Genomic DNA, 23,824 nt, shown 5'->3' with positions numbered 1-23,824 from the left:
CTATTTGGGAAAGAGATATGGAACTCAATCCAACAGAAAAAGATAAGTTACTCATTTTTACTGCAGGCTTAGTGGCTGAGCGTCGTAAAGCACGAGGCTTAAAGTTGAACTATCCGGAAGCTGTTGCATTTATTTCCGCAGCCTTACTTGAAGGTGCACGGGATGGTATGACGGTGAGTGAACTTATGCACTTTGGAACGACTTTATTAAAGCGTGAAGATGTCATGGATGGGGTACCGGAAATGATTGCTGAGGTGCAGGTTGAAGCAACTTTTCCTGATGGTTCGAAATTAGTCACTGTTCATCAGCCCATTGTATAAAAAGGAATACTTATGATTCCCGGTGAAGTTATTACTCCAGAAACTGACATTGAATTAAATGTTGGACGAGAAACTTTGAAAGTTGTGGTGGCTAATCTTGGCGACAGGCCTATTCAGGTCGGTTCGCATTTTCATTTTTATGAAGCAAACGATGCCTTACAGTTTGATCGTGAGGCAGTCAAAGGTTTTCGGTTAAATATTGCAGCAGGCACAGCAATACGTTTTGAACCAGGACAAAGTCGAGAAGTAGAGCTTGTTGCTTTAGCTGGTAAGCGAGAAGTATATGGTTTTGCTGGTCGGGTAATGGGACGTTTGGATGAAAATGTTGATTAGAAAAGCAACGAAAGATGACACAGATACTATCGTTGCCATAATTGCTCCATATGTAGATCAAGTGATTGCAAATGACGAAGGGCGCTCACGCTTTAAACCAGAAGTCATACAAACAATTTTTGATCGAGAAGATATTCATTATTTTGTTGGAGAGATTGATCAACAGATCGTGGGTATAGTCGCTTATATGCAACCCTCACATTTAATGCATTTTTTTATTAAAAAAACACATTTGAAACTAGGTCTAGGGCGACAGCTTTGGGATTTCATAGAAGAAAAAATTAAAAATGAAAATATAGACATTGAAAAAATTACGGTGAATTCAAGTTTTTATGCTCAAGATATCTATGAAAAATTTGGTTTTATTGTAAGTGGTGATGCTGCTGAAAAATGGGGAATCCGGTTTATCCCGATGACAAAATATTATGCTTTGCCATCAGAAAAATAAGGAACTAATCATATGAAAATGTCACGTCGTGCATACGCAGAAATGTTTGGTCCAACGGTTGGTGATCGTATTCGCTTGGCTGATACAGAGCTTTTTATTGAGGTTGAGCAAGATCTAACGACCTATGGTGAAGAAGTTAAGTTTGGCGGTGGCAAAGTCATTCGTGATGGAATGGGGCAATCTCAACTTTTAGCCGATGAAGTTGCCGACACTGTGATTACTAATGCTTTGATTGTAGATTGGTGGGGGATTGTAAAGGCGGATGTTGGCTTAAAAAATGGTCGAATCTGGAAAATAGGGAAAGCAGGAAATCCTGATATTCAACCTGACATTACCATTCCTTTAGGTGCTGCAACAGAAGTGATTGCGGGTGAAGGGCAAATTTTAACGGCAGGTGGTATTGATACTCACATTCACTGGATTTGCCCACAGCAAGTTGAAACTGCACTTATGTCGGGTACAACAACAATGGTGGGTGGCGGAACAGGACCTGCAGCAGGTACTTCGGCAACGACAGTGACTCCAGGGCCTTGGCATATTGCGACCATGTTGCAGGCGATTGATGATTTGCCTATGAATATTGGTCTATTGGGTAAAGGGAATTTAAGTTTACCTGACCCCATTCGCGAGCAAATTAAAGCAGGAGTAATTGGATTAAAACTACATGAAGATTGGGGATCAACTCCTGCGGCTATTGATAACTGTTTGAGCGTTGCAGATGAGTATGATGTACAGGTCGCAATTCATACGGATACTTTAAATGAAGGTGGTTTTTTAGAAGAAACGCTAGCGGCATTTAAAGACCGTACGATTCATACTTACCATACCGAAGGTGCGGGCGGCGGGCATGCTCCCGACATTTTAAAAGCAATTGGGCAAAGTAATGTGTTGCCATCTTCGACCAACCCAACACGACCTTATACGATCAATACCATTGATGAGCATTTAGATATGCTCATGGTATGCCACCATTTAGACCCTGCAATTGCTGAAGATATTGCTTTTGCAGAAAGTCGTATTCGCCGTGAAACCATTGCTGCTGAAGATATTTTACAAGACTTAGGTGCAATTGCCATGATGTCATCTGACTCTCAGGCAATGGGACGTGTGGGTGAAGTGATTTTAAGAACTTGGCAAACTGCCCACAAAATGAAAGTACAACGTGGTCCATTAGAGGGTGACAATGAGTTTCATGATAACAATCGCGTTAAACGCTACATTGCCAAATATACAATTAACCCGGCAATTACCCATGGTTTAAGTCATGAAATTGGTTCGGTTGAAGTCGGAAAACTTGCTGATTTAGTATTATGGAAGCCTGCGTTTTTTGGCGTGAAACCTTCCATGATCATTAAAGGTGGCATGATTGCGGCAGCGCCAATGGGTGACATTAATGCTTCAATTCCTACACCTCAACCAGTGCATTATCGTCCAATGTTTGGTGCTTATCCACGTGGTGTGCATAACACCTGTATTACCTTTTTATCTCAAGTCGCAATTGATGAAAAAGTTGCTGAGAAGCTAAATCTTAAAAAGTTAATCAGTCCGTGTAAAAACACGCGTTCAATTACCAAAGCCGATATGAAACATAATACATATTGTCCTGTTATGCAGGTTCATCCTGAGACTTACGAGGTGCGGGCCGATGGTGAATTACTAACGTGTGAACCTGCTGACGTATTACCGATGGCACAACGTTATTTCTTGTTTTAATGAATTTATAGAGGTGATTTGCCTCATTACCTTATATATGAAAGAAATAAGTAAGGAGAGAAAAGCTAAATGAAAATTTACACCCAACGTCTTGAAGATATTTCTCCTGATCAGGCATTTGAAACGGTTGAGCTAGCGTTTGATACCCGCCAAAAATCACGTTTTCGAGCGGCTTTAGCGAGTGGCGTAGATATTGGTGCGGATTTGCCACGTACCGGCATTTTGCGTAGTGGTTCATATATTGCAACGCAAGAAGGGGATGTATTACGTGTCGATGCCAAACCTGAACGGTTAATGCAAGTCACTGCTCAGACTGAATTTGATTTGCTTAAAGCGGCTTATCATTTAGGTAACCGACATGTGCCATTAATGCTGACACCAACAGCTTTATATTTTGAGCCTGATCATGTGCTTGCAGAAATGGTGGAAGGTTTGGGGCTTGCTGTGACAGAAACCGATCATCCGTTTGAACCTGAAAGCGGTGCCTATGCACAGCATAGCCATGACCATCGTTTAAGCCCAATCAAAGCTTTACACCATGTCCACTCATAATGCTGCGCAATTACTGCAACTGCTGACATTGTCTTCTACGGCATTGCCAGTTGGAGCATATTGCTATTCGCAAGGTGTGGAAACCGCCATTGATATTGGCTTAATACACGATGAATCCTCGGCAATTGCTTACTTTGAAGAAGTGCTTGAAATGCTGCTAGTACGCTTTGAGTTGCCTGTACTTAAACGTCTTATGCAACATTATGATGACCCAGATCAGTTTCTAATTTGGGCACATTTGTATAAGGCAAGCCGAGAAAGTAGAGAGCTTTTGGCCGAATCTCAGCAACTCGCATTTTCTTTAAATGCATGGATTAAAGATGTTTTAAAGAAAACAGTTGAGGTTAAAAAGCAGTTTGGTTTTGTGCCTGTCTATGCACAGCTTTGCGGTCGTTTAGAACTTAAAGATGTTGATGTACTTACGGCGTATACCTTTACCGTTTTAGAAAATCAGGTTTTAGCCGCGGTAAAAACTGTCCCATTGGGCCAAATGGCAGGACAAAGAATTTTATGGCATTTGCATGGGCGAGTACCACAAGCTGTAGAGAAGGCTTTAAAACTTAAAGATGAGCAATTGAGTAGTGCTTTGCCGCGCTATGCCATGCTGAGCATGAAACACGAAACTCAATATTCACGATTATTCAGATCTTAAGTTTAGGAAAAAGGATAAAAATCATGACAGAACGTAGTCCATTACGAGTCGGAATTGGCGGACCAGTCGGTTCAGGTAAAACAGCACTTACACTTAACTTATGCCGTGCCTTGCGTGATAAATATAATATGGCAGTGGTGACAAATGATATTTATACCAAAGAAGACTCAAACTTTTTAACCCGTAATGAAGCGATGTCACCAGATCGTATTGTGGGTGTCGAGACAGGTGGTTGCCCGCATACAGCAATTCGTGAAGATGCTTCAATTAATTTAGCTGCGATTGATGATCTGTGCGAAAAATTTGATGGCTTAGAACTCATTATTATTGAAAGCGGTGGTGATAATTTAGCGGCAACATTTAGTCCAGAGCTTTCTGATTTAACTTTATATGTCATTGATGTAGCAGGTGGCGAAAAGATCCCTCGTAAAGGAGGACCGGGTATTACCAAGTCAGATTTACTGATTATTAATAAAACTGACCTCGCACCTATGGTGGGAGCAAACCTTGATGTGATGGACCAAGATGCAAAACGCATGCGTGGTGAAAAGCCATTTTTATTTTCAAACATGAAAACACAAGATGGGCTTGAAGAAATTATTCAATTTATTGAGAAGCAAGGGCTGTTTAAGGCTTAAGGAGTAACTATGAACTTCATTAAAAAATGGAGCGTTGGGCTCCTTAGCATGTTACCTGTGTTAGCTATGGCTCATCCGGGGCATGATCATGTACATTCAGGTTTTATGGCAGGCTTTATTCATCCGTTTACAGGGCTGGATCATTTAATAATGGCTTTAGGCTTTGGTGTCTTGCTATGGTCGGCAGCCAAACAGTGGAAAATCACTGGCGTCATCACTTTAAGTATCACCTTAGTGATCGGCTTTTTGGTAGGTGCTCAAGGTTTGGTGCCCGCCAATGTTGCTGAATACGGTATTGTTGCTTCTTTAATTATTACAGCGATTTCGCTATGGACAAAATCAAATCGTATTTTACCTATCGCTGCCGCTTTACTCGCAAGCTTTCATGGGATAGCTCATGGTGTTGAGTTAGCACATGCAGGGCATATCGTAGCGTTAGTAACCGGTATGGTTACTGGTATGGCACTTATCTATTGTGGTGGGCTTGCACTAGGTGCAGTATTTACACGTTATGTGCCATATGGCAAAAAAATTGTAGGTGCCTGTGCAGCGCTTGTTGCAGTGATTGGTTTGGGTTAATTAAAACTTTGTAGCGAAAAAGGTAGCTTAAGGCTACCTTTTTATTCGCTTACTTTTTGGTAAAGCCCTGCATGGACTGTACCAGCTTTGGTTGATTTAATTTGCTGCCATGTTGCAGGAAGGTGAAGCTGAGATAAATCTCGGTCAGCTTCAACGTAAATGTACCCATTATTTTTAATATGTGAGTCTGCCAAGTGAGCAAGCTCTTGCCATAAATTAAGACTATAAGGAGGGTCTAAAAAAACGACATCAAACTGTTCTTTTAGGCGTGGTAAGGCTTGTTGAGCAGTTGCATTAATTAAATGGCAATTCTGCGCTTTGAGCAATTGAATATTATCTTTTAAAAATCGTGCCTGAGTCTTATCTGGCTCAATCATATAAATAGATGCAGCACCGCGCGATAATGCTTCAAAGCCTAATGCCCCAGAACCTGTGCAGATATCGAGAACCTGAGCGTTTTGAATGTCCCACATGAGCCAGTTAAATAAAGTTTCGCGGACACGATCGGGAGTTGGTCTTAATCCTTCAATACTGGCGAATGGTAAAACTCGTCTTTTCCATTCGCCCCCAATAATGCGTAATTGATTTTTCATTATTCATCGACCTCATTTGTAGCAGGACGAGTTGGTGTTGCCTGTGGAGTAGAGGCTGCTGCGGAAGTCGGAGCAGAGGTCGCAGGAGTTGAGCTGGCACTTTCATTACCACTTGGAAGTTCACCCGGTTTAATCCCAGCAGTCATCAGGCCACCATTGACTTGATGGTTGGCTGGTCGAATCGGATTTTTCTTACGGGTTAATAACCAGTAATCAAACACGGGTTTAGCAAGTTGGGCTGCTGAACCACCATGACGGCCATTTTCCCAAATAACTGCAATAGCGATTTCTGGTTTATCAGCCGGAGCAAAGCCAACAAAAAGACCATGGTCAAGTTGGCGTTCACTAAGCGCAGCTTCGTTATAACGTTTGCCTTGAGCAATACTTTTAACCTGTGCTGTACCTGTTTTTCCGGCAATTTGATATAGCGGTGTACGGATGCCACGCCCAGTACCTGATTGAATTACGTCAATCATGGCTTCTCGCATTTTTACCCAATCTTCATCTGTACCATTGAAATTAATTTTTCCATCAGGTGCATTACGTACGGTAAAAGGTTTTGCACCATGGGTTGCACGTAAAACATGTGGAACTACATGCGAGCCATGGTTCGCCGTAATGGCCGTTGCCATGGCAAGTTGTAAAGGGGTTGCGGTAAATGCACCCTGACCAATACTGACTGAAATCGTTTCACCTTTCATCCATTTGGATTTGCGTGTACGCATTTTCCATTCAGGATTTGGATATAAGCCTTCACTTTCACTTGGTAAATCGACACCTGTTTTTTGGCCAAAGCCAAATTGGCGCATCCATTGGTTCATCTGATCGATGCCCATTTGATTAGCCAAAATATAAAAATAGGTATCACAAGACATGATAATGGCTTTGTGCATGTTCACAATGCCATGACCGGTTTTTTTCCAGTCACGGAATTTGTGTGAGTCACCCGGTAAATGGAAATAGCCAGGGTCGGAAATAGCGGTAGCCCAATCGACAATTCCATAATGTAAACCGCCCATCGCTTCCATTGGCTTAATGGTTGAACCAGGAGGGTATACACCTTGTACTGCACGGTTATAAAGAGGCTGATCTATATTGTCACGTAGAGAACTATAATCTTTATGATTAATACCCGTCACAAATAAATTAGGGTTAAAGCTTGGACTTGAAACCAACGCAAGAATTTCACCAGTGCGTGGGTCTATCGCAACAATTGCACCACGTCGACCAGCGAGTTGTTGCGACGCGACAACTTGCAAACCATAATCTAATGATAAGTAGAGATCGTTACCACGGGTTGGGTCTTTACGACCTAGGTGACGCAAAATATTACTATGAGCATCTGCTTCTACAGACTCATAACCAGGTGTTCCATGAAGTAAATCTTCATAGCTTTTTTCTACACCAATTTTACCAATCAGGTTTGTTCCAGCATATAAATCTTTATCAATACTTTTTAATTCTTTATCGTTAATACGGCCAACATATCCAATCACGTGAGCAAATAAATCACCATGTGGATAATAGCGCGTCATTTGGGTTTCAATTCTAACCCCGGGGAACTTGTATTTAACTTCACTAAACTTGGCAATATTTGTCTCGGTCAAATTCAGTTTAATGGCCACACGTTCAGTTTTACGTGCTGTTTTAATGCGGCTTTTAAAACGATCTACATCTTCTTGAGTGAGTTCTAAAATAGGCTGTAATTGTTCAATAACGGTATCAACGTTCTCAACATCTGCTTTACTTAATGTTGCGGTAAAAACAGGGTAGTTATCTGCCAGTAAAACCCCATTGCGGTCATAAATATAACCACGAGCAGGTGGAAGGGGTTGTAGGCGAATACGGTTTTTATCCGATGCCGTCGAGAACTCATCATAATGAAAAATTTGTAGATAAGCGTATCGGCTGGCTAGTACCAATAAACAGATAATCACAAGCCCTACGGCAAAAAATATACGACCTCGATAAATGCGCTTTTCTTGCTGGATATCTTTTAAAGGAAAGTGCTGTTTCATACGGATCGACTTAATGACATAGGGTGAGAAAAATAGCTGCTTATTCTAACGCAAGCGCACTTAAAATATCGCATATTTTTCAAAGTTTCAGTGAAGAGGCAAATTGGCTTTTTTGACTTTGTAGACAACAAAATTGTAGAGTCTTGTATATAAGAAGCAAAATAATTCTGTTAAAGTCTCTCATTCAATAGAATAGGGTTGTTCTCACCATACGATTAGGGAAAATGGAGAAAATAATGAGAAAAATTTATCCCTTACTTGCAGTTTTGACAGTAAGCAGTTGGGCACATGCTCAAGATTACTCATTTCTTCCAGAAGCAAAATTAGCAGATCATAAAGCATCTACCTGGAATGTAGGCGCCGGTTTTACACAAAAATTGTTACATCTCAATGGTGAGTGGGTAAATCCTTATGGAATTGCTTACGCAAAAGTTGGTGCATTTTTAAATGGCGATAAAACTGCTGGAGGACAAGTCGGATTCCGCTATCCGTACTACCTTACTGGAACAGATAAAAATGGTTACTATATTGGCTTTTACGCTGGACATCTTGATAGCAAATCGGTTGATGGAGATTATAAATCTCGTTTAGGTGCTGGTGTTGATTTGGCATATGTATTGTTGAATTCAGAAAGAATTAGTACGTTTAGTGTGGGTATCGGCGCAGCGGAAAAATTAACGGACCAGAATGGTGATGTTGCTGCAGATACTAAACCACAAATTCAATTTTCTTATTCTCTAAGTTTTGGTTTATAAAACAAAGCAGTTTATCGTTAACTCGCCATAAGCAGAGCACAAATAAATACGAGAGTCTTACATGTTAGAGTACGTCAGCGGATTGTGGCAGACCTTTTTACACAGACCTGATTTTTGGGCCGTTTTGAGTATCATTCCGGTCACTGCCTTTGTCACATGGGCACATGTGTGGATGGCTTTAAAAATGGTGTTTTACCCAATCAAGTTTTGGGGATTTCATTTAGGTCCTTTACCAGTCGGCTGGCAAGGTATCGTGCCACGTAAAGCAGGACGTATCTCTGGAATTATTACCGATAATACTTTATCCAAGTTAGGTTCTTTGCGTGAGTTTTTAGAGGCAATGGACCCTGAAGACATGGCACGTATTATTGGTGAGCAAGTCGGATTTGAACTTGAGCATTTGATTGATGAAGTGATGATCGATCGTAATGCAGTGCTTTGGGAAAATTTACCTTATTCGATTAAACGCCGTATTTATGCTCAAGCGCATAAACAATTACCAGGTGTACTCAGAGAATTAGTGACTGAGCTGACTATGAACGTTGAGTCACTGGTTGATATGCGTGAAATGGTGGTGAGCCAAATGGAAGGTGATCGCCGTTTAATGGTACGTATGTTTTTAAAAGTTGGACAAAAAGAAATCAACTTTATTTGGCATATTAGTGCTTTAATCGGGATGTTCTTTGGTGTTTTCCAAATGGTGGTCTGGTTTGTGGTGCCTTGGCATTGGACAGTACCATTTTGGGCGTCTATTTGGGGCTTTTTAACTAACTGGATTGCAATCTGGATGGTATTTAACCCGATTGAACCGCATTACATTCGTTATCCGCAAATATTTAGATTAACAAAAGATCGTAAGTTCCCTTGGATTGTACCTGTTTTACGAATTGGTACTTATAATGTTCAAGGGGCTTTCATGAAGCGTCAAGAAGAAGTTTCAGAAGTCTTCTCAAGCGTAGTGACAGAAGATCTGATTACGTTAAAATCAATTATGACAGAAATGATGTATGGTTCACGCAAGGACAAAACGCGTCGTATTGTTAAACGTCATATTAACGAAATCATGGAAACTCCACTTGTTCGAACATCTTTACAGCTTTCTTTAGGCCCAAGAGAGTATGCAAGGTTAAAGACGGACTTGATTGATCGTTCAATTGAAATTACGATGGGACCGGTATGTGACCCTGCACTAAATGCAAGCCGGGCACAGAAGATTTTTCAAATGTTTAAAGAGCGTATTCGTGAACTAACACCAAAAGAGTTTCAGAATTTGTTACGTCCAGCATTTCAAGAGGACGAGTGGATTCTTATTGTACTAGGTGGGGTAACCGGATTTATTGCTGGTACAATACATTTGTTTGTGGCTTTCTTATAATTCGAAGTCGGGCAGGATCTATTGAAGATCAATGAAACTAAATCTGCCGGACCTCACATTCATTGTTTTAAATGAGGATGTTTTTTATGCGCATTATCTTACTCGGACCACCTGGGGCAGGCAAAGGTACTCAGGCTCAGTTGATCTGTAAGCGCTACAATATCCCACAAATTTCAACCGGTGATATGCTCCGTGCTGCAATTCGTGAAGGTACTGAATTAGGTTTAAAAGCTAAAAGTGTGATGGAATCTGGCGGTTTAGTTTCAGATGAACTCATTATCGGTTTAGTAAAAGAACGTATTGCTCAACCTGACTGCGTGAATGGTTGTATTTTCGACGGTTTCCCACGCACTATTCCTCAAGCAGAAGCTTTGGAAAAAGAAGGGATCAGCATTGATCATGTAATCGAAATTGATGTACCTGATGAAGAAATCGTAAAACGTCTTTCTGGTCGTCGTCAGCATCCAGCTTCTGGTCGTGTTTATCACGTTGTATACAATCCACCTAAAGTGGAAGGTAAAGATGATGAAACTGGTGAAGATCTTGTTCAACGTCCAGATGACCAAGAAGAAACAATCCGTAAGCGTTTAGCGTCTTATCACACTGAAACAGAACAATTGGTTGGTTTCTACCAAGGTCGTGCTGCTTCTGGTGAAAATGCGCCAACTTATGACAAGCTTGATGGCTTACGTACAATTGAAGATGTACAAAAAGATTTGTTCAACATCTTAGACAAATAATTTAATATTATTTGTAATACCGAGCCCTCTTTGTGAGGGCTCTTGTCTTTCATTAAGTGCAGGAGAATGATTTGAAAATCATTTTGATTTTGGTGGTATTGCTAAGTCTGGCACTATTGTTGTTTTTACTGTATCAAAGCTACAAAATGCTGAGAAAAGTACAAAAACAAGCGAAAGAAGAAAGAAAACAGCAAAAGCGTTTAAAGTAACTAAATTGGGTATAAGCTATACCCAACTTTTATTCTGCCTCAATGTTTTTAACCGCAATTTGTTTTTGAGCACCAAACTCAAAACGGTCCGGCCAGTTACATACATCGGCAACCACGCACTCTGAACATTTTGGTTTACGGGCAATACAGCAGTAACGACCATGTAATATCAGCCAGTGATGTGCATCTAAAATAAATTCTTTAGGAATGACTTTTACTAAGCGGTGTTCAACTTCAAGAACATTTTTACCTATTGCTAAGCCCGTCCGATTTCCAACACGGAAAATATGGGTATCGACAGCCATAGTCGGCTGACCGAATGCAGTATTTAAAACCACATTGGCTGTTTTACGGCCTACGCCTGGCAAAGCTTCCAAATCTTTTCGGTTACTTGGAACTTCACCGTTAAACTGCTCCATTAAAATCTTACAGGTCTTGATAACATTTTCGGCTTTTGCGTTATAAAGACCAATCGTTTTAATGTACTCTTTTAACCCGTCTACGCCTAAGTTATAGATTTTTTCAGCGGTGTTCGCAACAGGATAGAGCTTATCAGTTGCTTTGTTCACGCTAACGTCGGTTGCTTGTGCCGATAACATAACGGCAATGAGCAATTCAAATGGTGATGAATATTTTAATTCGGTTTGTGGAGAAGGTCTTTGTTCACGAAGGCGTTCAAAGAAAATTTGAATCTGCTTTTTCGTCATATTTTTGACGGCCATTCAGACCTCCTGTAATTGAATGAGTTGCTGTTGTAGTTCATCAAGTTGAAGACGCTTTTTGGCATCTTCTCGAACACTGAGCTGCTTTTCCAACTTTTTAATTTGAGTACGAATTTTCGCTAATTCAATTGTGGTTTTTGCATCGCTTACAATCGCTTCTTTTGGCTTCTCGATGAGCTGAATTGAAGGTAAATCATCAAGTGCTTGAGAGAACTGTGCAAACAGCTGAGTATCTATTTCAGCACGTACAACAGGGCCTTTGCGGTGAATACGGCGTTTTTCTTCACGTTGAATATGCGCGTAATAACGTTGACGTAAATCATTTTGTTCTGCAATGCGTTGCTGTTCGCTTGGCAATGCTTGAGTGTCTTCGACCAGATCAATACAGTCAACTGGGCAGGGTGGAATACATAACTCACAACCTGTGCATAGATCAGTCAAAATTGTATGCATGAGCTTACCACTACCAATAATGGCATCTACTGGGCAGGCATTAATACATTTTGTACATCCGATGCATTCATCTTCGCGAATAATTGCCTTCATGCGTTGTGGGCGTCCATCCGCTTGTACAGGCCAGACACTCGTTTCAGCAGGTAATAATGGGCGATTTAATAATTGTGCCAGTGCATCGGCCACTGGCTGTCCACCAGGAACACATTTATTTGCTTCTTCACCTTCAGCAATGGACTTTGCGTAAGGTAGACAGCCGTCACGGTGCCCACACAGACCACATTGTGTTTGTGGTAGTAACGCATCAATCTCGCGTATGAGAGAAATAGATGGATTCATAGAGGAAAATAGCTTGCTTAAAACGATGCGATAATGAAGAAAAACCTAAGTAAGGTCAATGGATTTTAACGAATTTATTGGCTTTTTGATTGACCTAAAATGTCGCCAATATTGCACAATAATAGATCAATAAAAGTGAAAAGATAAATGACTATTATTGATTGTTAGACAGTTTTTCTAAAAATAAGTTTATGATAATTAAGAAGAATAAAATAATTTAAAATAACTATTGTTAAAATTGATGGAAAGGGATTTAATATTTTGCTGCTAAATGATGCATTTTAAAATGTATTGCACCAATTTAATTCATTACTATGCTGAGGACCGTGCATTGAAATATAACAACCTGAATGAATTCCTGAATTACGTGCAAGCGCGTGATCCGCATCAACCTGAGTTTTTACAAGCTGTCGAAGAGGTCATGACAAGCTTGTGGCCATTTATTGAAAAAAATCCAGAATATGCCGAGCAGGGATTGCTAGAACGTTTGGTGGAACCAGAACGTGTGATCCAATTTCGCGTTTCGTGGATGGATGATCAAGGGCAGACTCAAGTTAACCGTGCTTTCCGTGTTCAATACAATTCAGCAATTGGTCCATTCAAGGGTGGTATGCGTTTCCATCCGTCGGTCAACCTATCTATTTTAAAATTTTTAGGGTTTGAGCAAACTTTTAAAAACTCGCTTACAACTTTGCCAATGGGTGGAGGAAAAGGTGGTTCAGATTTTAACCCTAAAGGTAAATCTGATGCTGAAATTATGCGATTCTGTCAGGCACTTATGATTGAGCTTTACCGTCATTTAGGTCCAAATACTGATATCCCTGCTGGAGATATTGGTGTGGGTGCACGTGAAGTAGGTTATATGGCTGGCATGATGAAAAAGCTCAGTAATGACACGGCATGTGTGTTTACCGGTAAAGGAATTTCATTTGGCGGTAGCTTAATGCGTCCTGAAGCAACAGGCTACGGTACGGTTTATTTTGCAGAAGAAATGCTAAAAACACGTGGGCAGTCTTTTGCTGGTAAAACCGTTTCGATATCTGGTTCTGGTAACGTTGCGCAGTATGCTGCTGAAAAAGCAATGTTCTTAGGTGCAAAAGTGGTTACGCTATCGGACTCAAATGGTACCGTTTATTTAAAAAATGGTTTTACAGATGAGTTGCTTGCTGAAGTTATGGAACTCAAAAATATCAAGCGTGGCCGTATTTCAGAATTTGCTTCTAAGCATGGCTTTGAATATTTTGAAGGGAAGACACCTTGGCATATTCCTGTAGATATTGCCTTACCATGTGCAACACAAAATGAATTAACTGGCGAAGATGCCAAAACGCTCATCGCTAATGGGGTAATTTGTGTGGCTGAAGGTGCTAATATGCCATCTACACTTGAAGCTGTTGAGCATTTTATTGAAGCTAAGATTTTGTATGCGCCTGGTAAAGCTTCTAATGCGGGTGGGGTGGCAACGTCTGGTTTGGAAATGTCTCAAAATGCGATTCGTTTAGGCTGGACACATGCTGAAGTCGATGAACGCTTACATGCAATTATGAAAGATATTCATGCCAACTGTGTTAGATACGGTACTAAAGAAGATGGTACTGTGAATTATGTAGATGGTGCCAATATTGCTGGCTTTGTAAAAGTTGCTGATGCGATGCTTGCACAAGGTATCTATTAAAATATAGAAATAAAAAAATCCGATGCAAAAGCATCGGATTTTTTTAGTCTAAAACTTATTTTTTAGGCTTTTTAACGAGTTCTTGCTCTACAACCATATCTAACACATCTGCTTGGCTAGATTGATCTGCTGCAGGATTTTTCACTTCAAAACGTTTTACACGTAAGATTACGCGTTGGTTTGGATTGTGTTCAAAACCTTCGATTTGACCGTAATATAATGACCAATTTTTGTCAGCATAAGTTTTTACGCCTTTGTCATCATATTTAACTTCACGAACTTGCAAGCAAGTTTGTGGTGCAACACCTGTGCAAGATTTAGTTTCTGGCGCTACTTCAAGGAAAACAGTTTTACCTTCAGATTGATATTTTGCTTCAGGTGTCATTTTACCTGTGAAAGTATATTTCTGGCCTTGAGCGTCAGTTACTGTTAATGTTGGTTGATCAACATTTGTTGTATTAAGTTCAAATGGAATTGCACGTTTTTGGAAGAGGCTGCTAGAGAATTGTTCCTGTTTCATTAAAGCAGGTTCACAAGCCATCATAGTTGACATGACATCAGTCGTTACAATCGTATTGTTTTCAACTTTCCAAGTGGTGCCTTGGCGGTTACAACCTGTATCAATCGATAAACGGTCGTTTGTAAAGTTAAGAACGATCGGCTTTTTAGTATTTTCAGGTTGGTATGACCATGAATAATCAGTTAAAGCTTGAGTATTAGTTGCTTTTTCGCCTTGGAAAATATGCTTTTGACCTGCTTTATCTGTCACGCTTAAGATTACCTGACCATTGTTATTACTAATTTCGATTGGCAATTTCGCTTCACTAAAGATGCTATTAGACAATTGTTCTTGTTTCATTAAATCGTCTTGGCAAGCCATCATTGTTGATGCAAGTGGAGAAGTTACAAGTTGGTTGCCTTCAACTTTCCAAGTCCCGCCTTGGCCATTACAGCCAGTGTTAATTGCTAATTTACCGTCTGCATTAAAGTTAAGAATAAGTGGCTTAGATGCTTTTACATTTTGATAAGTCCAAGTATATTCACTTAAAGTAGTAGCAAGATTTTGTTGTTGCTCAGATACAATTGGAGCTTGAGTGTTTGAAACTGTTTGACACGCCATCAAAGAAAAAGGTAATAACGCAAGAATTAAATATTTAATTTTCATTTAAAAAAACTTCAAGTAAAAAAACAACAGCACTAAGCTTAAAACATTCTTAAAAAAAGAAAATGTAAACATTTGATTGTTTCGGTTTTTAAAATGTATAAGTTTGTAAATTATTCTATTTTTCAACAAAAATAGTGGTATACCCCGCAAAACGGGGTATTTTCCAAAAATTAATCAAAGCGGTATATATCCATACCTAATGAGCCCATTGTGAAGCTACTATGAACAATCGTAAAACGATGTCCCGTACCCATAGCAAAAAACAAAGGTGCAAAATGCTCAAGTGAAGGATGATTACGTTTCACAAAAGGCAGGGTTTGCCACTCTAGTACACCATCATAGTCTTGATGACTCAGCTTACTGACTACTGTATTTCTAAAAGTTGAAGCCCATTCAGGTACTTTCGAATTGTCACCTTGCCAAGACAGTTCAGCAAGATTATGGGTAATACTTCCAGAACCGATCAGTAAAATTTGTTTTTCACGTAAAGGTGCCAGCGTTTGGCCAATCCGATAAATTTCCTGTGCAGTTAGGCCCATAGGTAAAGAAATTTCAACGACAGGAATGTCTGCTTCTGGATACATATGTAAAAGAGGCATCCATACGCCGTGGTCACGAGGACGAGTGCTATTGGCATGTGCGACAAAATGAGCATCTGCTAACAACTTCAAAATTTCTTCTGCAAGCTCGGGTTGACCGGGGGCAGTATAGCGAATTTCATACAACTCTGGCGGGAAACCACGGAAGTCATGCCATGTTTCCGGACGAGTCGAACTACTTACTTCGAGTGCTTTACTTTCCCAGTGAGCAGACATCACTATGATTGCCTTTGGAGTAGGCAGATTTACACTAAGACGATGTAAGGCAGGACCCACTTGTTCTGGATCAAGTGCAAGCATGGGTGAACCATGTGAAATAAACAGTCCGGGAAGGGTTTGTAGTTCCATTTCATTACACCTGAGTTGAAAAGCAGAATAATAGTCATTATGCCAAAATCAGGACATGTTAAAAGTATCCTGATTTCAACGTATTGTTCTTAAAATGAAACGTTTGTTCTTTTTATGCACGGTGGTAAGGATGATTATGATTAATGCTCATTGCTCGGTAAAGTTGTTCGATTAATAAAATACGTACTAAAGGGTGCGGCATGGTAAGTTTTGAAAGTGACCAGTGCCAAGCAGCGGCTTTGCGTACTTGATCTGACAAGCCATCTGGGCCACCAATAGCGAGTGCCACATCATTACCTTCAAGCATCCATTGTTTCATGGTGTCTGCTAGTTTTTCTGTGCTGAGCTCGCGACCGCCAACTTCTAAAGCAATGAGGGTCTCATTAGGTTTTAAAGCATTTAAAATACTTTCACCCTCGATTTGGCAGTATTTTAAAATATCTGCTTCTGAATCATTTTTACCGCGTTTTGCCATTGGGAGTTCAATAACCTGAGTTTGAACAAAAGGCTGGATGCGTTTGAAATAATCTTCAAAACCAGTAAGTACCCAAGCAGGCATTTTTTGACCAATGGTCAGAATACGAATTTTCATGGTGTCTATTCAGTCAAAACAGCTGTCACATTATACCTGAGGAGAGGTTAACTGCGGGGGAGTAAGTGGGCATAAAAAACGCAGTCCAAAAAACGGTGTTGGACTGCGATCAAATGATCATCTGTCTGGAGTTCAGATGATCATAGAGAATAAAAACAAGGCTATCTGTGACATAAGATAGACAAGAGCAAATAATAGAATTAATTACTCTTACTTCTTATTATGAGGATGGTTGGATATTTTTCAATCAAATTGTGTAACAAAAAAAAGAGAGCCGAAGCCCTCTTTTTTATATGTGAATTAGTGACGCGCTGCTTTTGAGCCTTCCACCGGTTTTACAATCGGTGTTTTAGGTAAAGGCTTTGGCATCGAAGTTAATGCTAAAGGTAAGATTTCATCAATGCTTTTCACAGCTTTGATTTCTAATCCTTCTTTCACATTGTCTGGAATTTCTGCCAAATCACGAACGTTATCTTGAGGAATAAAGACGAGCTTGATTCCACCACGATGTGCAGCAAGAAGTTTCTCTTTCAAGCCACCGATACGCATCGCACGACCACCTAGACTTGTTTCACCTGTCATTGCAATATCTGGTCGAATCGCAATTCCAGTAAATGCTGATACAAGTGCAGTTGTTAACGCTAAACCAGCAGATGGACCATCTTTTGGAGTTGCACCTTCAGGTAAGTGAACGTGTACATCAGTTTCTTCAAAGCGAGATGCTTCAATTCCAAGTTCATCGGCACGTGTGCGTACTACTGTCATTGCTGTGGTAATTGATTCTTTCATTACATCACCGAGTGAACCGGTTGTAATGAATTTACCTTTACCTTTAACAGCTGCAACTTCAATAGTAAGCAATTCACCACCTACAGAAGTCCATGCCAAGCCATTTACACGGCCTACTTGTGCTTCATCTTCGGCCATACCAAAGTCAAATTTATGTGGACCTAGGTATTCAGGAAGATTGGCAGAGGTAACGTCAAGCTGTAAGTTTTTAGATTTTTTACTTACCGCTTCTTTTACGACTTTACGTGCAATTTTAGAAACTTCACGTTCTAAATTACGTACGCCAGCTTCACGTGTATAGCGTTGAACAATGTCACGAATCGCTTCTTCATGAATAGTTAACTCTTTTGGACGTAGGCCATTGTTCTTAATTGCTTTAGGAACAAGGTAACGCTCAGCAATGTTAACTTTTTCATCTTCGGTATAACCCGGTAGACGAATAACTTCCATACGGTCCAACAAGGCTTCTGGAATATTCATGCTGTTTGCAGTACAGATGAACATCACTTCAGAAAGGTCAAGATCAAGATCTAAATAGTGATCGTTGAACTTACTGTTTTGTGATGGATCAAGCACTTCAAGCAAAGCAGAAGCAGGATCACCACGGTAGTCTTGAGCCATCTTGTCAATTTCGTCGAGTAAGAACAATGGGTTCTTCACACCAACTTTTGTTAAAGACTGCACGATTTTACCTGGCATCGCACCAATATAAGTACGACGGTGTCCACGAATTTCTGCTTCATCACGTACGCCACCAAGCGCCATGCGAACAAATTCACGACCTGTTGCTTTCGCTACTGATTCACCGAGTGAAGTTTTACCAACCCCTGGAGGTCCAACCAAGCAAAGGATAGGGCCTTTGAGTTTTTTCACACGTGATTGAACAGCTAGGTATTCAACAATACGATCTTTAACGTCATCAAGACCATAATGATCGGCATCAAGAATCTCTTGCGCTTTGTTCAGGTTAATACTGACTTTGCTCGCTTTGTTCCATGGCGTATCTAGAATCACTTCTAGATAGTTACGTACCACAGCAGCTTCACTAGATGCAGGCTGCATTGCTTTAAGTTTACGGAACTCAGCTTCGGCTTTTTTACGTACGTGTTCAGGTAAATCAGCTTCAGCAAGACGTTTCTCAATTTCAGCAACGTCATCTTCAGCACCGCCATTCATGTCGGAAAGTTCACGTTGAATGACTTTCATTTTTTCATTTAGAAAGTATTCACGTTGGTTCTTTTCCATTTGGCGTTTTACGCTGTCATGTAAAGTTTGCTCAATTTGCTGTTCAGCAGACTGATTCATCAAGTAGTTCATCAACTCTTGCAAATGAGCTTCAAACTCATCGTACTCTAAAAATTTCTGCTTAATTTCAATATTTAGAGGCACACGAGTTGCTACGAAGAACATCAATTGCAATAAGTCTTCGATTTTGTTGGCAGCAGCAACCAGTTCACGTGCATTACGTAATTTTGCTTCTGCATATTGAGCAAATAAGTTACGTAACTCTTGTAAACGAGTTTCTTGCGTTGCCTTATCTACATTAATCGTCATTGGACTTAATTCATGTTCGGCAGTCAAATAACTATCTTCATCGATAATTTTTTTCAACTTAGAACGATGTAAGCCTTCAATAAGTACTTTAATGCAGTTTTCATCATTTTCATGATTAACTACTTGTACAATCTTAGCGACTGTACCGTACTGGTATAAATTGTCGTGATCAATTTCTTCTGTAAGCGAATCTTTTTGCGCAACTACAAATACTAAATTGTCACTGTTACGAGCCACATCAACTGCATTGATCGATTTTTCACGACCCACAAATAGCGCAATCTGCATGTGTGGATAAACCACCACATCACGTAAGGCTAATAGTGGTAATACACTTGGAACCTGAGGCTCTAAGTCAGTTTTTTCATTCATAATAAGTTCAGACATGGGCACTCCTAATGAGTGACAACGAGGTTGCCATGTTTTTTATAGTGATGTGTATTTTAAAAATTACAAGGGCATGACAATAGAAAATGTTGAAAAAAGGACTAATTTAGTCAACTTTTTTTTAAAAATGTTATGAATCAATAGATTAATTCTTAAGAAGAATAAAATTTTGTAGAGCGGCTACTCATTTTTACTTAATAATTAATAAATATTTAAAACTTTTCTTTAATGTTGGAAGAGTTATTTCATCTAACTTTGGAAGAATACTTAAAAAATTTAGCAATAAATATTTTTATTGGCAGTGTAGTGATAACAATAGTTCACAACTTATTCAATGTTTAGCGCCAAATAGACGTGTTAATATAAGTTGGTAAAACGGTCTGTCACGGCAAAGTAACCATCCTTAGGGTGGTTACTTTTTCGTTTTTTAAGGAGCTAAAAAAGTAAAAGGATATATTGGAGATTTTATAAATTTTATATAAAAATCATCTTTTAAAATAATAAAAGTGCTGTGGAGTCAGTAAACCATCTAATGGTTGATCCCAACTTTGACGTTCTAAAGTGTGTTCAATAAATTGAAATTGATGTGCCAATCCTAAACGGTAGGGCTTATGTTTAGCACTAGCTAATGTACGATCATAATAACCACCACCCATACCAATACGTGTCCCATAGTGATCGCAAGCTAAAAGTGGCATAAGTAGCAAATCAAGCTGTGCTACATGTTTTCCGCGAGTCGCCATAGGTTCTTTCATTCCCAATGGGTGATGAGAAAAACGACGACTTAAATATTGGTTTTTATTTATTTTTACCCATACTAAACGTTGGTTCATCGAACAAATCATGGGTAAATAAACTTGTTTGTTCTTTTTAAAACATAATTTGATAAGAAGATCGGTATGGATTTCACCAAAAGCATGCAGATATAAACCGATTTTTTTTGATGAATGAAAAATAGGAAGGTGATTTAGGCAATGTAAAACATTAAGCTGAGCCTGTTTTTGCTCAAATTGGGTTAAAGCTCGTCTTCTAGATCTTAAATTTTTTCTAATAAAACTTAATTCATTCATGGAGAAATCTAACAAAGATTTGAGGTCAGTCGAGTAAAATTATACCTGTTTTTCTATGGCTTCACCGAAATTTAAAAATTATTAAAAAGTAGTCTTCTAATGTATTAGACCAAGTAAAAATAGTTTTGTTGTTAGGAGAAACTGTCTACATATAATTTTTTCTTTTTTACGTATTTACAGTATTTATTTACATTTAATCAGGATAAGTATATTTAAGGATGAATATGAAAATGTGAAACCTATGAAGTTAAAAATTTTAACAATGATGTTATGTGTGGCATTGCTCAGCGGATGTACGAAACAGGCAGAATCTGAGGCACCTCAAATTGATTATAAAGCTCAATTTGAAGAGTCGGACCGAAAAATTGGTGAATTTTTAGATCAGTTAGATAATCCAAATACCCCTCAAGAAGTTAAAGTTAAAATTTTATGTCATGACTATCCTGAGGTGTATAAAAAACAATACATGCCTGCACTGATAGAAGTTTCACCAAAACCGTACACTGAAGAAAAATTATTGTCAGATTTGAAAAGTGCAACTGACTACTATAAAGGGACTTTGGGGATAAAATGTAATGAATAATATTTGAATTAAATCACGATAAAAATTTAAAAGTGTGAATTGATTGGCATTATTTAGTTGTGCTAAATTTCTTCTGTTAATTACTTCAACTTTTCTCTGGATTTGAAATGCAGATCTTAAAATTTTTACAGAGTTTTAATACAGTCGGCACCTATTTAACACTTGCTTCCATCTTGCTTGTGGTCATGATCATTTATTTTTATGTAATTAATCCTGCATGAACATTTTGAAAGAAATAGGTCTTCTCATCTATTACTTTTTTAAGAACGGAAGATGAATAATAGGATAGGGATATGAAATTTAAAATATTATTATTAAGTTTTATTGCCACCGGTTGCTATGCTAATGAAAGTACAGCTGATCCGGATATTTGTAATATCGTAAAAAAGGTCGCTTATAACGTGATGGAAGCACGACAGCAAAAAGTACCAGCACAAGATTTACAACAAATTGCCGATGGGCTAGCAGATGAAAAAGCCAAGCAGCTTTATCAAGACTTAATTAGCTCAGCTTATGCTGCCAAAGTATTTAAGACAAGTTTCTTTAAACGCCAAGCAATTGAAGATTTTCAAGCAGGATGGTATGAGGAATGTTTACGTAGAAATGAATAATAATTAAAAAATAATGAGTATTTAATTTTAAGAACAACTAATTAGTTAAGAGAATAAAAAAATAGACTGACAGGTCTGTCTAGGTATTTTAATTTGAAAAAAGAATTCGAATTTATAGGTATTTATTTAAAAATAAATGCTCCGAAGATGCCGCTGCATGTCGTTACCCTTGAACCCTAAAGTTCAAGGTGGAGGTGACGCATACTTGCTGGGTTTCCTACTCGGGGTAGGCATACGCTCTAAATATGCAGAACACCATCCTAAAGAGATGATATCGGCTCAGGGGAATCAGACCGGCTGGCGAACATCCCAGAGACAGCTTTAGTATAACTGATCTGACTTCGTTGGCAATCATCTGAGCCTATCGAACTGTAAACTTACTTTGCGTTTGATGAAGCTTTATGCGAATTGTTTACACTATTTGTTCAACATCTTCCAAAATAGTCTGGAGTAAACGTTCACAATGTGCATATTCTTGCAAAGATTTATTTAAACTTAACACTTCTTGAGTAAGCTGTAGAGCTACCATGATGACAAGTTTATTATGCTCAACACGAGGGGCACTACGACGCATATCATTGAATTTTTCATTGAGAAGCTCAGCTGCACGTTCAAGCTCTTCTCTTTTATCAGAAGTCGTTGCAAGCCTAAAAGTTTGTTCAATCAGCCGAAGCTCTACCATGACTTGTTCACTCATGATTGTGTCTCCTCACCAGCTTCAGCATTTGGATGAGCAAGTTGCTGAATTTCTTGCGCATGTTGATCTTGAGCAGTACCTAAAATTGCTAAACGTTGAATGATGGCTTCAACTTTTGCTTTGGCAAGTTCATTTTTTTGTAACAAACGGTCACGATCTTGCTGCAAGTCGTGTAACTCTTGTTGAGTTTGACGTTGCTGTGACTGAAGTTTTTCTTTGGTAACGCGTAATTCATTACGCTCTGCCAAAATTTCCTGAAAACGATTTTTTAAATCGGTCGTACTTTTTTCTAGGCGGCTGTAACGCTCTGCAAGTGTGTTAGCATCTTGATTCAATTGTTGAAATTGGCCTTTTAACTGAGTGAGTTGCTCAGTTAATGTCTCAATTTCCTCTTGTTTTTTAGTGATGATGCTATTTTTTTGCACAACTTGTGCGTGATGCTCTGTTTCAGCCAGTTCTTTAGCTTCCGAGAGAGCAGAATTTTCACTCTCTAGATGATGTAAGCGTGTTTTTAAAACGCCAATATGCGCTTGTAGACGCTGTAATTGTTCTAACATAACGAGGTCGCACAGAATTGCAATCAAAGGTAATATATACGAAGTATAGAGATTGGATAAACGAATGCAAGACGATATTTCAGGCTGGACAGAATGGAACGCTCATTTTAAAGGAATTGAAGAAATTTCAAGTCCTAGTGAGTTACATGGTTTATTAACAGGTATTGTTTGTGTGACAGAAGCGCCTACGCGTGAAGAATGGACACAAATCTTAACAACTCTTAATGTGCCTGAGTTAAATGAAGAAGCTTTAGCGCTTTTAACAGATGAAGCAGAAGATGTAGCACATGCATTATCGGAAGATGAATTGGACTATTTACCAATGCTTCCAGATGATGAACATCTTCTTCAAGACCGTGTACAAGCGTTGTCAGATTGGTGTGCTGGCGTTGTGCTCGGTTTTGGTTTGGCATCGGGACATGTTCGTACAGATGAGCGTGAATTGATCGAACATTTGCAAGATGTTGCAGCAGTAGAATTTGAAGACTCTGATAACGACGAAGAAGGCGAAAGCAGTTACGAAGAATTGTATGAATTTGTACGCCTTATTCCAGTGAGCTTATCTATTGGTAGAAAGAAAGTAACAGTGGCTGAAAGTTCATTGTTGAAAAACTTTTATGCAAAAAGTAAAACTTCTACTGTAGGCACCGCAGATCAAAATATTGTAGAAATGTTTACACCACATCGCCCAAGTTAATTGAGGCGATGTGTTATTGGCTGTGTTTAATTTTTTGACTTTAAAATTCTAAATCAAGTAG

28 protein-coding genes, 1 other RNA gene and 1 pseudogene are annotated in these 23,824 nt (G+C 39.2%); 18 read left to right on the top strand and 12 right to left on the bottom strand.

Features of this window, described 5'->3' with window-relative positions:
• Nucleotides 1-17: 17 nt before the first annotated feature.
• From ureA to MKL36_RS06735, 8 genes are all read left to right on the top strand, one after another.
• A complete protein-coding gene (gene ureA, locus MKL36_RS06770) occupies nucleotides 18-320 on the top strand; it encodes an urease subunit gamma (protein WP_000422460.1) in 303 nt (100 codons plus the stop codon).
• A gap of 12 nt (nucleotides 321-332) precedes the next feature.
• A complete protein-coding gene (locus MKL36_RS06765) occupies nucleotides 333-653 on the top strand; it encodes an urease subunit beta (RefSeq protein ID WP_000612143.1) in 321 nt (106 codons plus the stop codon).
• A complete protein-coding gene (locus MKL36_RS06760; RefSeq protein ID WP_002156405.1) occupies nucleotides 643-1,101 on the top strand; it encodes a GNAT family N-acetyltransferase in 459 nt (152 codons plus the stop codon). The genes MKL36_RS06765 and MKL36_RS06760 overlap by 11 nt, the downstream gene beginning before the upstream one ends.
• 12 nt (nucleotides 1,102-1,113) lie before the next feature.
• The gene (ureC, locus tag MKL36_RS06755; protein WP_000784172.1) at nucleotides 1,114-2,814 is read left to right on the top strand and encodes an urease subunit alpha; all 1,701 of its coding nucleotides are present in this window, start codon (nucleotides 1,114-1,116) and stop codon (nucleotides 2,812-2,814) included.
• Nucleotides 2,815-2,883: 69 nt separating this feature from the next.
• Nucleotides 2,884-3,366: an urease accessory protein UreE gene (gene ureE / locus MKL36_RS06750; RefSeq protein ID WP_021511450.1), complete on the top strand. Its 483-nt coding sequence runs from the start codon at nucleotides 2,884-2,886 to the stop codon at nucleotides 3,364-3,366.
• Nucleotides 3,353-4,018 carry an urease accessory protein UreF gene (locus tag MKL36_RS06745; RefSeq protein WP_000103638.1) on the top strand — a complete coding sequence of 222 codons (666 nt, stop codon included), beginning with the start codon at nucleotides 3,353-3,355 and terminating at the stop codon, nucleotides 4,016-4,018. Before ureE ends, MKL36_RS06745 begins: the two co-directional genes overlap by 14 nt.
• A 23-nt stretch (nucleotides 4,019-4,041) precedes the next feature.
• Nucleotides 4,042-4,656, top strand: a complete 615-nt coding sequence (gene ureG, locus MKL36_RS06740) for an urease accessory protein UreG (RefSeq protein ID WP_000140200.1) — start codon at nucleotides 4,042-4,044, stop codon at nucleotides 4,654-4,656.
• Between the two features lie 9 nt (nucleotides 4,657-4,665).
• Nucleotides 4,666-5,235, top strand: coding sequence for a HupE/UreJ family protein (locus tag MKL36_RS06735; RefSeq protein ID WP_021511451.1), 570 nt, complete (start codon nucleotides 4,666-4,668; stop codon nucleotides 5,233-5,235).
• Nucleotides 5,236-5,276: 41 nt separating this feature from the next.
• Here MKL36_RS06735 and rsmD read toward each other — a convergent pair whose 3' ends face one another.
• Complete coding sequence (gene rsmD, locus MKL36_RS06730) at nucleotides 5,277-5,828, bottom strand: 16S rRNA (guanine(966)-N(2))-methyltransferase RsmD (protein WP_000795851.1); 552 nt, start codon at nucleotides 5,826-5,828, stop codon at nucleotides 5,277-5,279.
• Nucleotides 5,828-7,846 (bottom strand): penicillin-binding protein 2, encoded by a 2,019-nt coding sequence (mrdA, locus tag MKL36_RS06725; protein ID WP_000809155.1) that lies wholly within the window; start codon nucleotides 7,844-7,846, stop codon nucleotides 5,828-5,830. Before mrdA ends, rsmD begins: the two co-directional genes overlap by 1 nt.
• Nucleotides 7,847-8,082: 236 nt before the next feature.
• On the opposite strand from mrdA, the gene MKL36_RS06720 reads away from it, so the two are divergent.
• From MKL36_RS06720 to MKL36_RS06705, 4 genes are all read left to right on the top strand, one after another.
• Nucleotides 8,083-8,601, top strand: a complete 519-nt coding sequence (locus tag MKL36_RS06720; RefSeq protein WP_001227325.1) for a hypothetical protein — start codon at nucleotides 8,083-8,085, stop codon at nucleotides 8,599-8,601.
• A 61-nt stretch (nucleotides 8,602-8,662) separates the two neighbouring features.
• Complete coding sequence (locus MKL36_RS06715) at nucleotides 8,663-9,976, top strand: membrane protein (protein WP_000895449.1); 1,314 nt, start codon at nucleotides 8,663-8,665, stop codon at nucleotides 9,974-9,976.
• Nucleotides 9,977-10,062: 86 nt separating this feature from the next.
• Entirely contained in the window at nucleotides 10,063-10,716 is a 654-nt protein-coding gene (gene adk, locus MKL36_RS06710; RefSeq protein ID WP_001220244.1) for an adenylate kinase, read from the top strand.
• A 71-nt stretch (nucleotides 10,717-10,787) separates the two neighbouring features.
• Complete coding sequence (locus tag MKL36_RS06705; RefSeq protein WP_000691574.1) at nucleotides 10,788-10,925, top strand: hypothetical protein; 138 nt, start codon at nucleotides 10,788-10,790, stop codon at nucleotides 10,923-10,925.
• Between the two features lie 29 nt (nucleotides 10,926-10,954).
• Here the strand turns inward: MKL36_RS06705 and nth are convergent, their stop codons facing one another.
• Both nth and MKL36_RS06695 read right to left on the bottom strand, forming a co-directional pair.
• Nucleotides 10,955-11,647 carry an endonuclease III gene (gene nth / locus MKL36_RS06700; RefSeq protein ID WP_000279329.1) on the bottom strand — a complete coding sequence of 231 codons (693 nt, stop codon included), beginning with the start codon at nucleotides 11,645-11,647 and terminating at the stop codon, nucleotides 10,955-10,957.
• Complete coding sequence (locus tag MKL36_RS06695; RefSeq protein ID WP_001069886.1) at nucleotides 11,648-12,439, bottom strand: RnfABCDGE type electron transport complex subunit B; 792 nt, start codon at nucleotides 12,437-12,439, stop codon at nucleotides 11,648-11,650.
• A 271-nt stretch (nucleotides 12,440-12,710) separates the two neighbouring features.
• Here MKL36_RS06695 and gdhA point away from each other — a divergent pair, with 271 nt between their 5' ends.
• Nucleotides 12,711-14,114 (top strand): NADP-specific glutamate dehydrogenase, encoded by a 1,404-nt coding sequence (gene gdhA / locus MKL36_RS06690; RefSeq protein ID WP_000972052.1) that lies wholly within the window; start codon nucleotides 12,711-12,713, stop codon nucleotides 14,112-14,114.
• Nucleotides 14,115-14,169: 55 nt separating this feature from the next.
• Here gdhA and MKL36_RS06685 read toward each other — a convergent pair whose 3' ends face one another.
• The 4 genes from MKL36_RS06685 to lon form a co-directional block, all read right to left on the bottom strand.
• The gene (locus tag MKL36_RS06685) at nucleotides 14,170-15,279 is read right to left on the bottom strand and encodes an META and DUF4377 domain-containing protein (protein WP_021511452.1); all 1,110 of its coding nucleotides are present in this window, start codon (nucleotides 15,277-15,279) and stop codon (nucleotides 14,170-14,172) included.
• A 170-nt stretch (nucleotides 15,280-15,449) separates the two neighbouring features.
• Nucleotides 15,450-16,226 carry a dioxygenase family protein gene (locus MKL36_RS06680; protein ID WP_016685502.1) on the bottom strand — a complete coding sequence of 259 codons (777 nt, stop codon included), beginning with the start codon at nucleotides 16,224-16,226 and terminating at the stop codon, nucleotides 15,450-15,452.
• 112 nt (nucleotides 16,227-16,338) lie between these two features.
• On the bottom strand, nucleotides 16,339-16,818 hold the full coding sequence (gene rlmH, locus MKL36_RS06675) for a 23S rRNA (pseudouridine(1915)-N(3))-methyltransferase RlmH (RefSeq protein ID WP_000702193.1): 480 nt from the start codon (nucleotides 16,816-16,818) through the stop codon (nucleotides 16,339-16,341).
• Nucleotides 16,819-17,118: 300 nt separating this feature from the next.
• Nucleotides 17,119-19,548: an endopeptidase La gene (gene lon, locus MKL36_RS06670; protein ID WP_001292274.1), complete on the bottom strand. Its 2,430-nt coding sequence runs from the start codon at nucleotides 19,546-19,548 to the stop codon at nucleotides 17,119-17,121.
• A gap of 293 nt (nucleotides 19,549-19,841) precedes the next feature.
• Between lon and MKL36_RS06665 the strand changes: the two are divergent.
• Nucleotides 19,842-19,922 (top strand): annotated as a pseudogene (locus MKL36_RS06665) (trimeric autotransporter adhesin/peptidogylcan-associated protein TpgA); the annotation flags it as partial.
• A 111-nt stretch (nucleotides 19,923-20,033) separates the two neighbouring features.
• On the opposite strand, the gene MKL36_RS06660 reads toward MKL36_RS06665, so the two are convergent.
• Entirely contained in the window at nucleotides 20,034-20,618 is a 585-nt protein-coding gene (locus MKL36_RS06660; protein WP_005111768.1) for a 5-formyltetrahydrofolate cyclo-ligase, read from the bottom strand.
• 241 nt (nucleotides 20,619-20,859) lie between these two features.
• On the opposite strand from MKL36_RS06660, the gene MKL36_RS06655 reads away from it, so the two are divergent.
• The 3 genes from MKL36_RS06655 to MKL36_RS06645 all read left to right on the top strand — a co-directional run bounded on the left by MKL36_RS06655 (nucleotide 20,860) and on the right by MKL36_RS06645 (nucleotide 21,812).
• Nucleotides 20,860-21,201 (top strand): hypothetical protein, encoded by a 342-nt coding sequence (locus MKL36_RS06655; protein ID WP_005111767.1) that lies wholly within the window; start codon nucleotides 20,860-20,862, stop codon nucleotides 21,199-21,201.
• Between the two features lie 107 nt (nucleotides 21,202-21,308).
• Entirely contained in the window at nucleotides 21,309-21,422 is a 114-nt protein-coding gene (locus MKL36_RS06650; RefSeq protein WP_001166305.1) for a hypothetical protein, read from the top strand.
• Nucleotides 21,423-21,494: 72 nt separating this feature from the next.
• Nucleotides 21,495-21,812: a hypothetical protein gene (locus tag MKL36_RS06645; RefSeq protein ID WP_000669361.1), complete on the top strand. Its 318-nt coding sequence runs from the start codon at nucleotides 21,495-21,497 to the stop codon at nucleotides 21,810-21,812.
• Between the two features lie 134 nt (nucleotides 21,813-21,946).
• Here MKL36_RS06645 and ssrS read toward each other — a convergent pair.
• The 3 genes from ssrS to MKL36_RS06630 form a co-directional block, all read right to left on the bottom strand.
• A non-coding RNA gene (ssrS, locus tag MKL36_RS06640) (6S RNA) lies at nucleotides 21,947-22,131 on the bottom strand.
• Between the two features lie 93 nt (nucleotides 22,132-22,224).
• Nucleotides 22,225-22,509: a cell division protein ZapA gene (locus MKL36_RS06635; RefSeq protein WP_000003719.1), complete on the bottom strand. Its 285-nt coding sequence runs from the start codon at nucleotides 22,507-22,509 to the stop codon at nucleotides 22,225-22,227.
• The gene (locus MKL36_RS06630; protein ID WP_002057436.1) at nucleotides 22,506-23,066 is read right to left on the bottom strand and encodes a hypothetical protein; all 561 of its coding nucleotides are present in this window, start codon (nucleotides 23,064-23,066) and stop codon (nucleotides 22,506-22,508) included. The genes MKL36_RS06635 and MKL36_RS06630 overlap by 4 nt, the downstream gene beginning before the upstream one ends.
• Nucleotides 23,067-23,130: 64 nt before the next feature.
• On the opposite strand from MKL36_RS06630, the gene MKL36_RS06625 reads away from it, so the two are divergent.
• Nucleotides 23,131-23,763 (top strand): UPF0149 family protein, encoded by a 633-nt coding sequence (locus MKL36_RS06625; RefSeq protein ID WP_002057431.1) that lies wholly within the window; start codon nucleotides 23,131-23,133, stop codon nucleotides 23,761-23,763.
• The last annotated feature ends 61 nt before the right edge of the window (nucleotides 23,764-23,824 follow it).

Origin of the sequence: Acinetobacter sp. AOR12_HL (assembly GCF_027855275.1) — a bacterium.
GTDB lineage: Bacteria > Pseudomonadota > Gammaproteobacteria > Pseudomonadales > Moraxellaceae > Acinetobacter > Acinetobacter baumannii.
The sequence above is the reverse complement of the archived record's forward strand: the minus strand, read 5'-3'. Positions and strand labels throughout refer to the sequence as shown.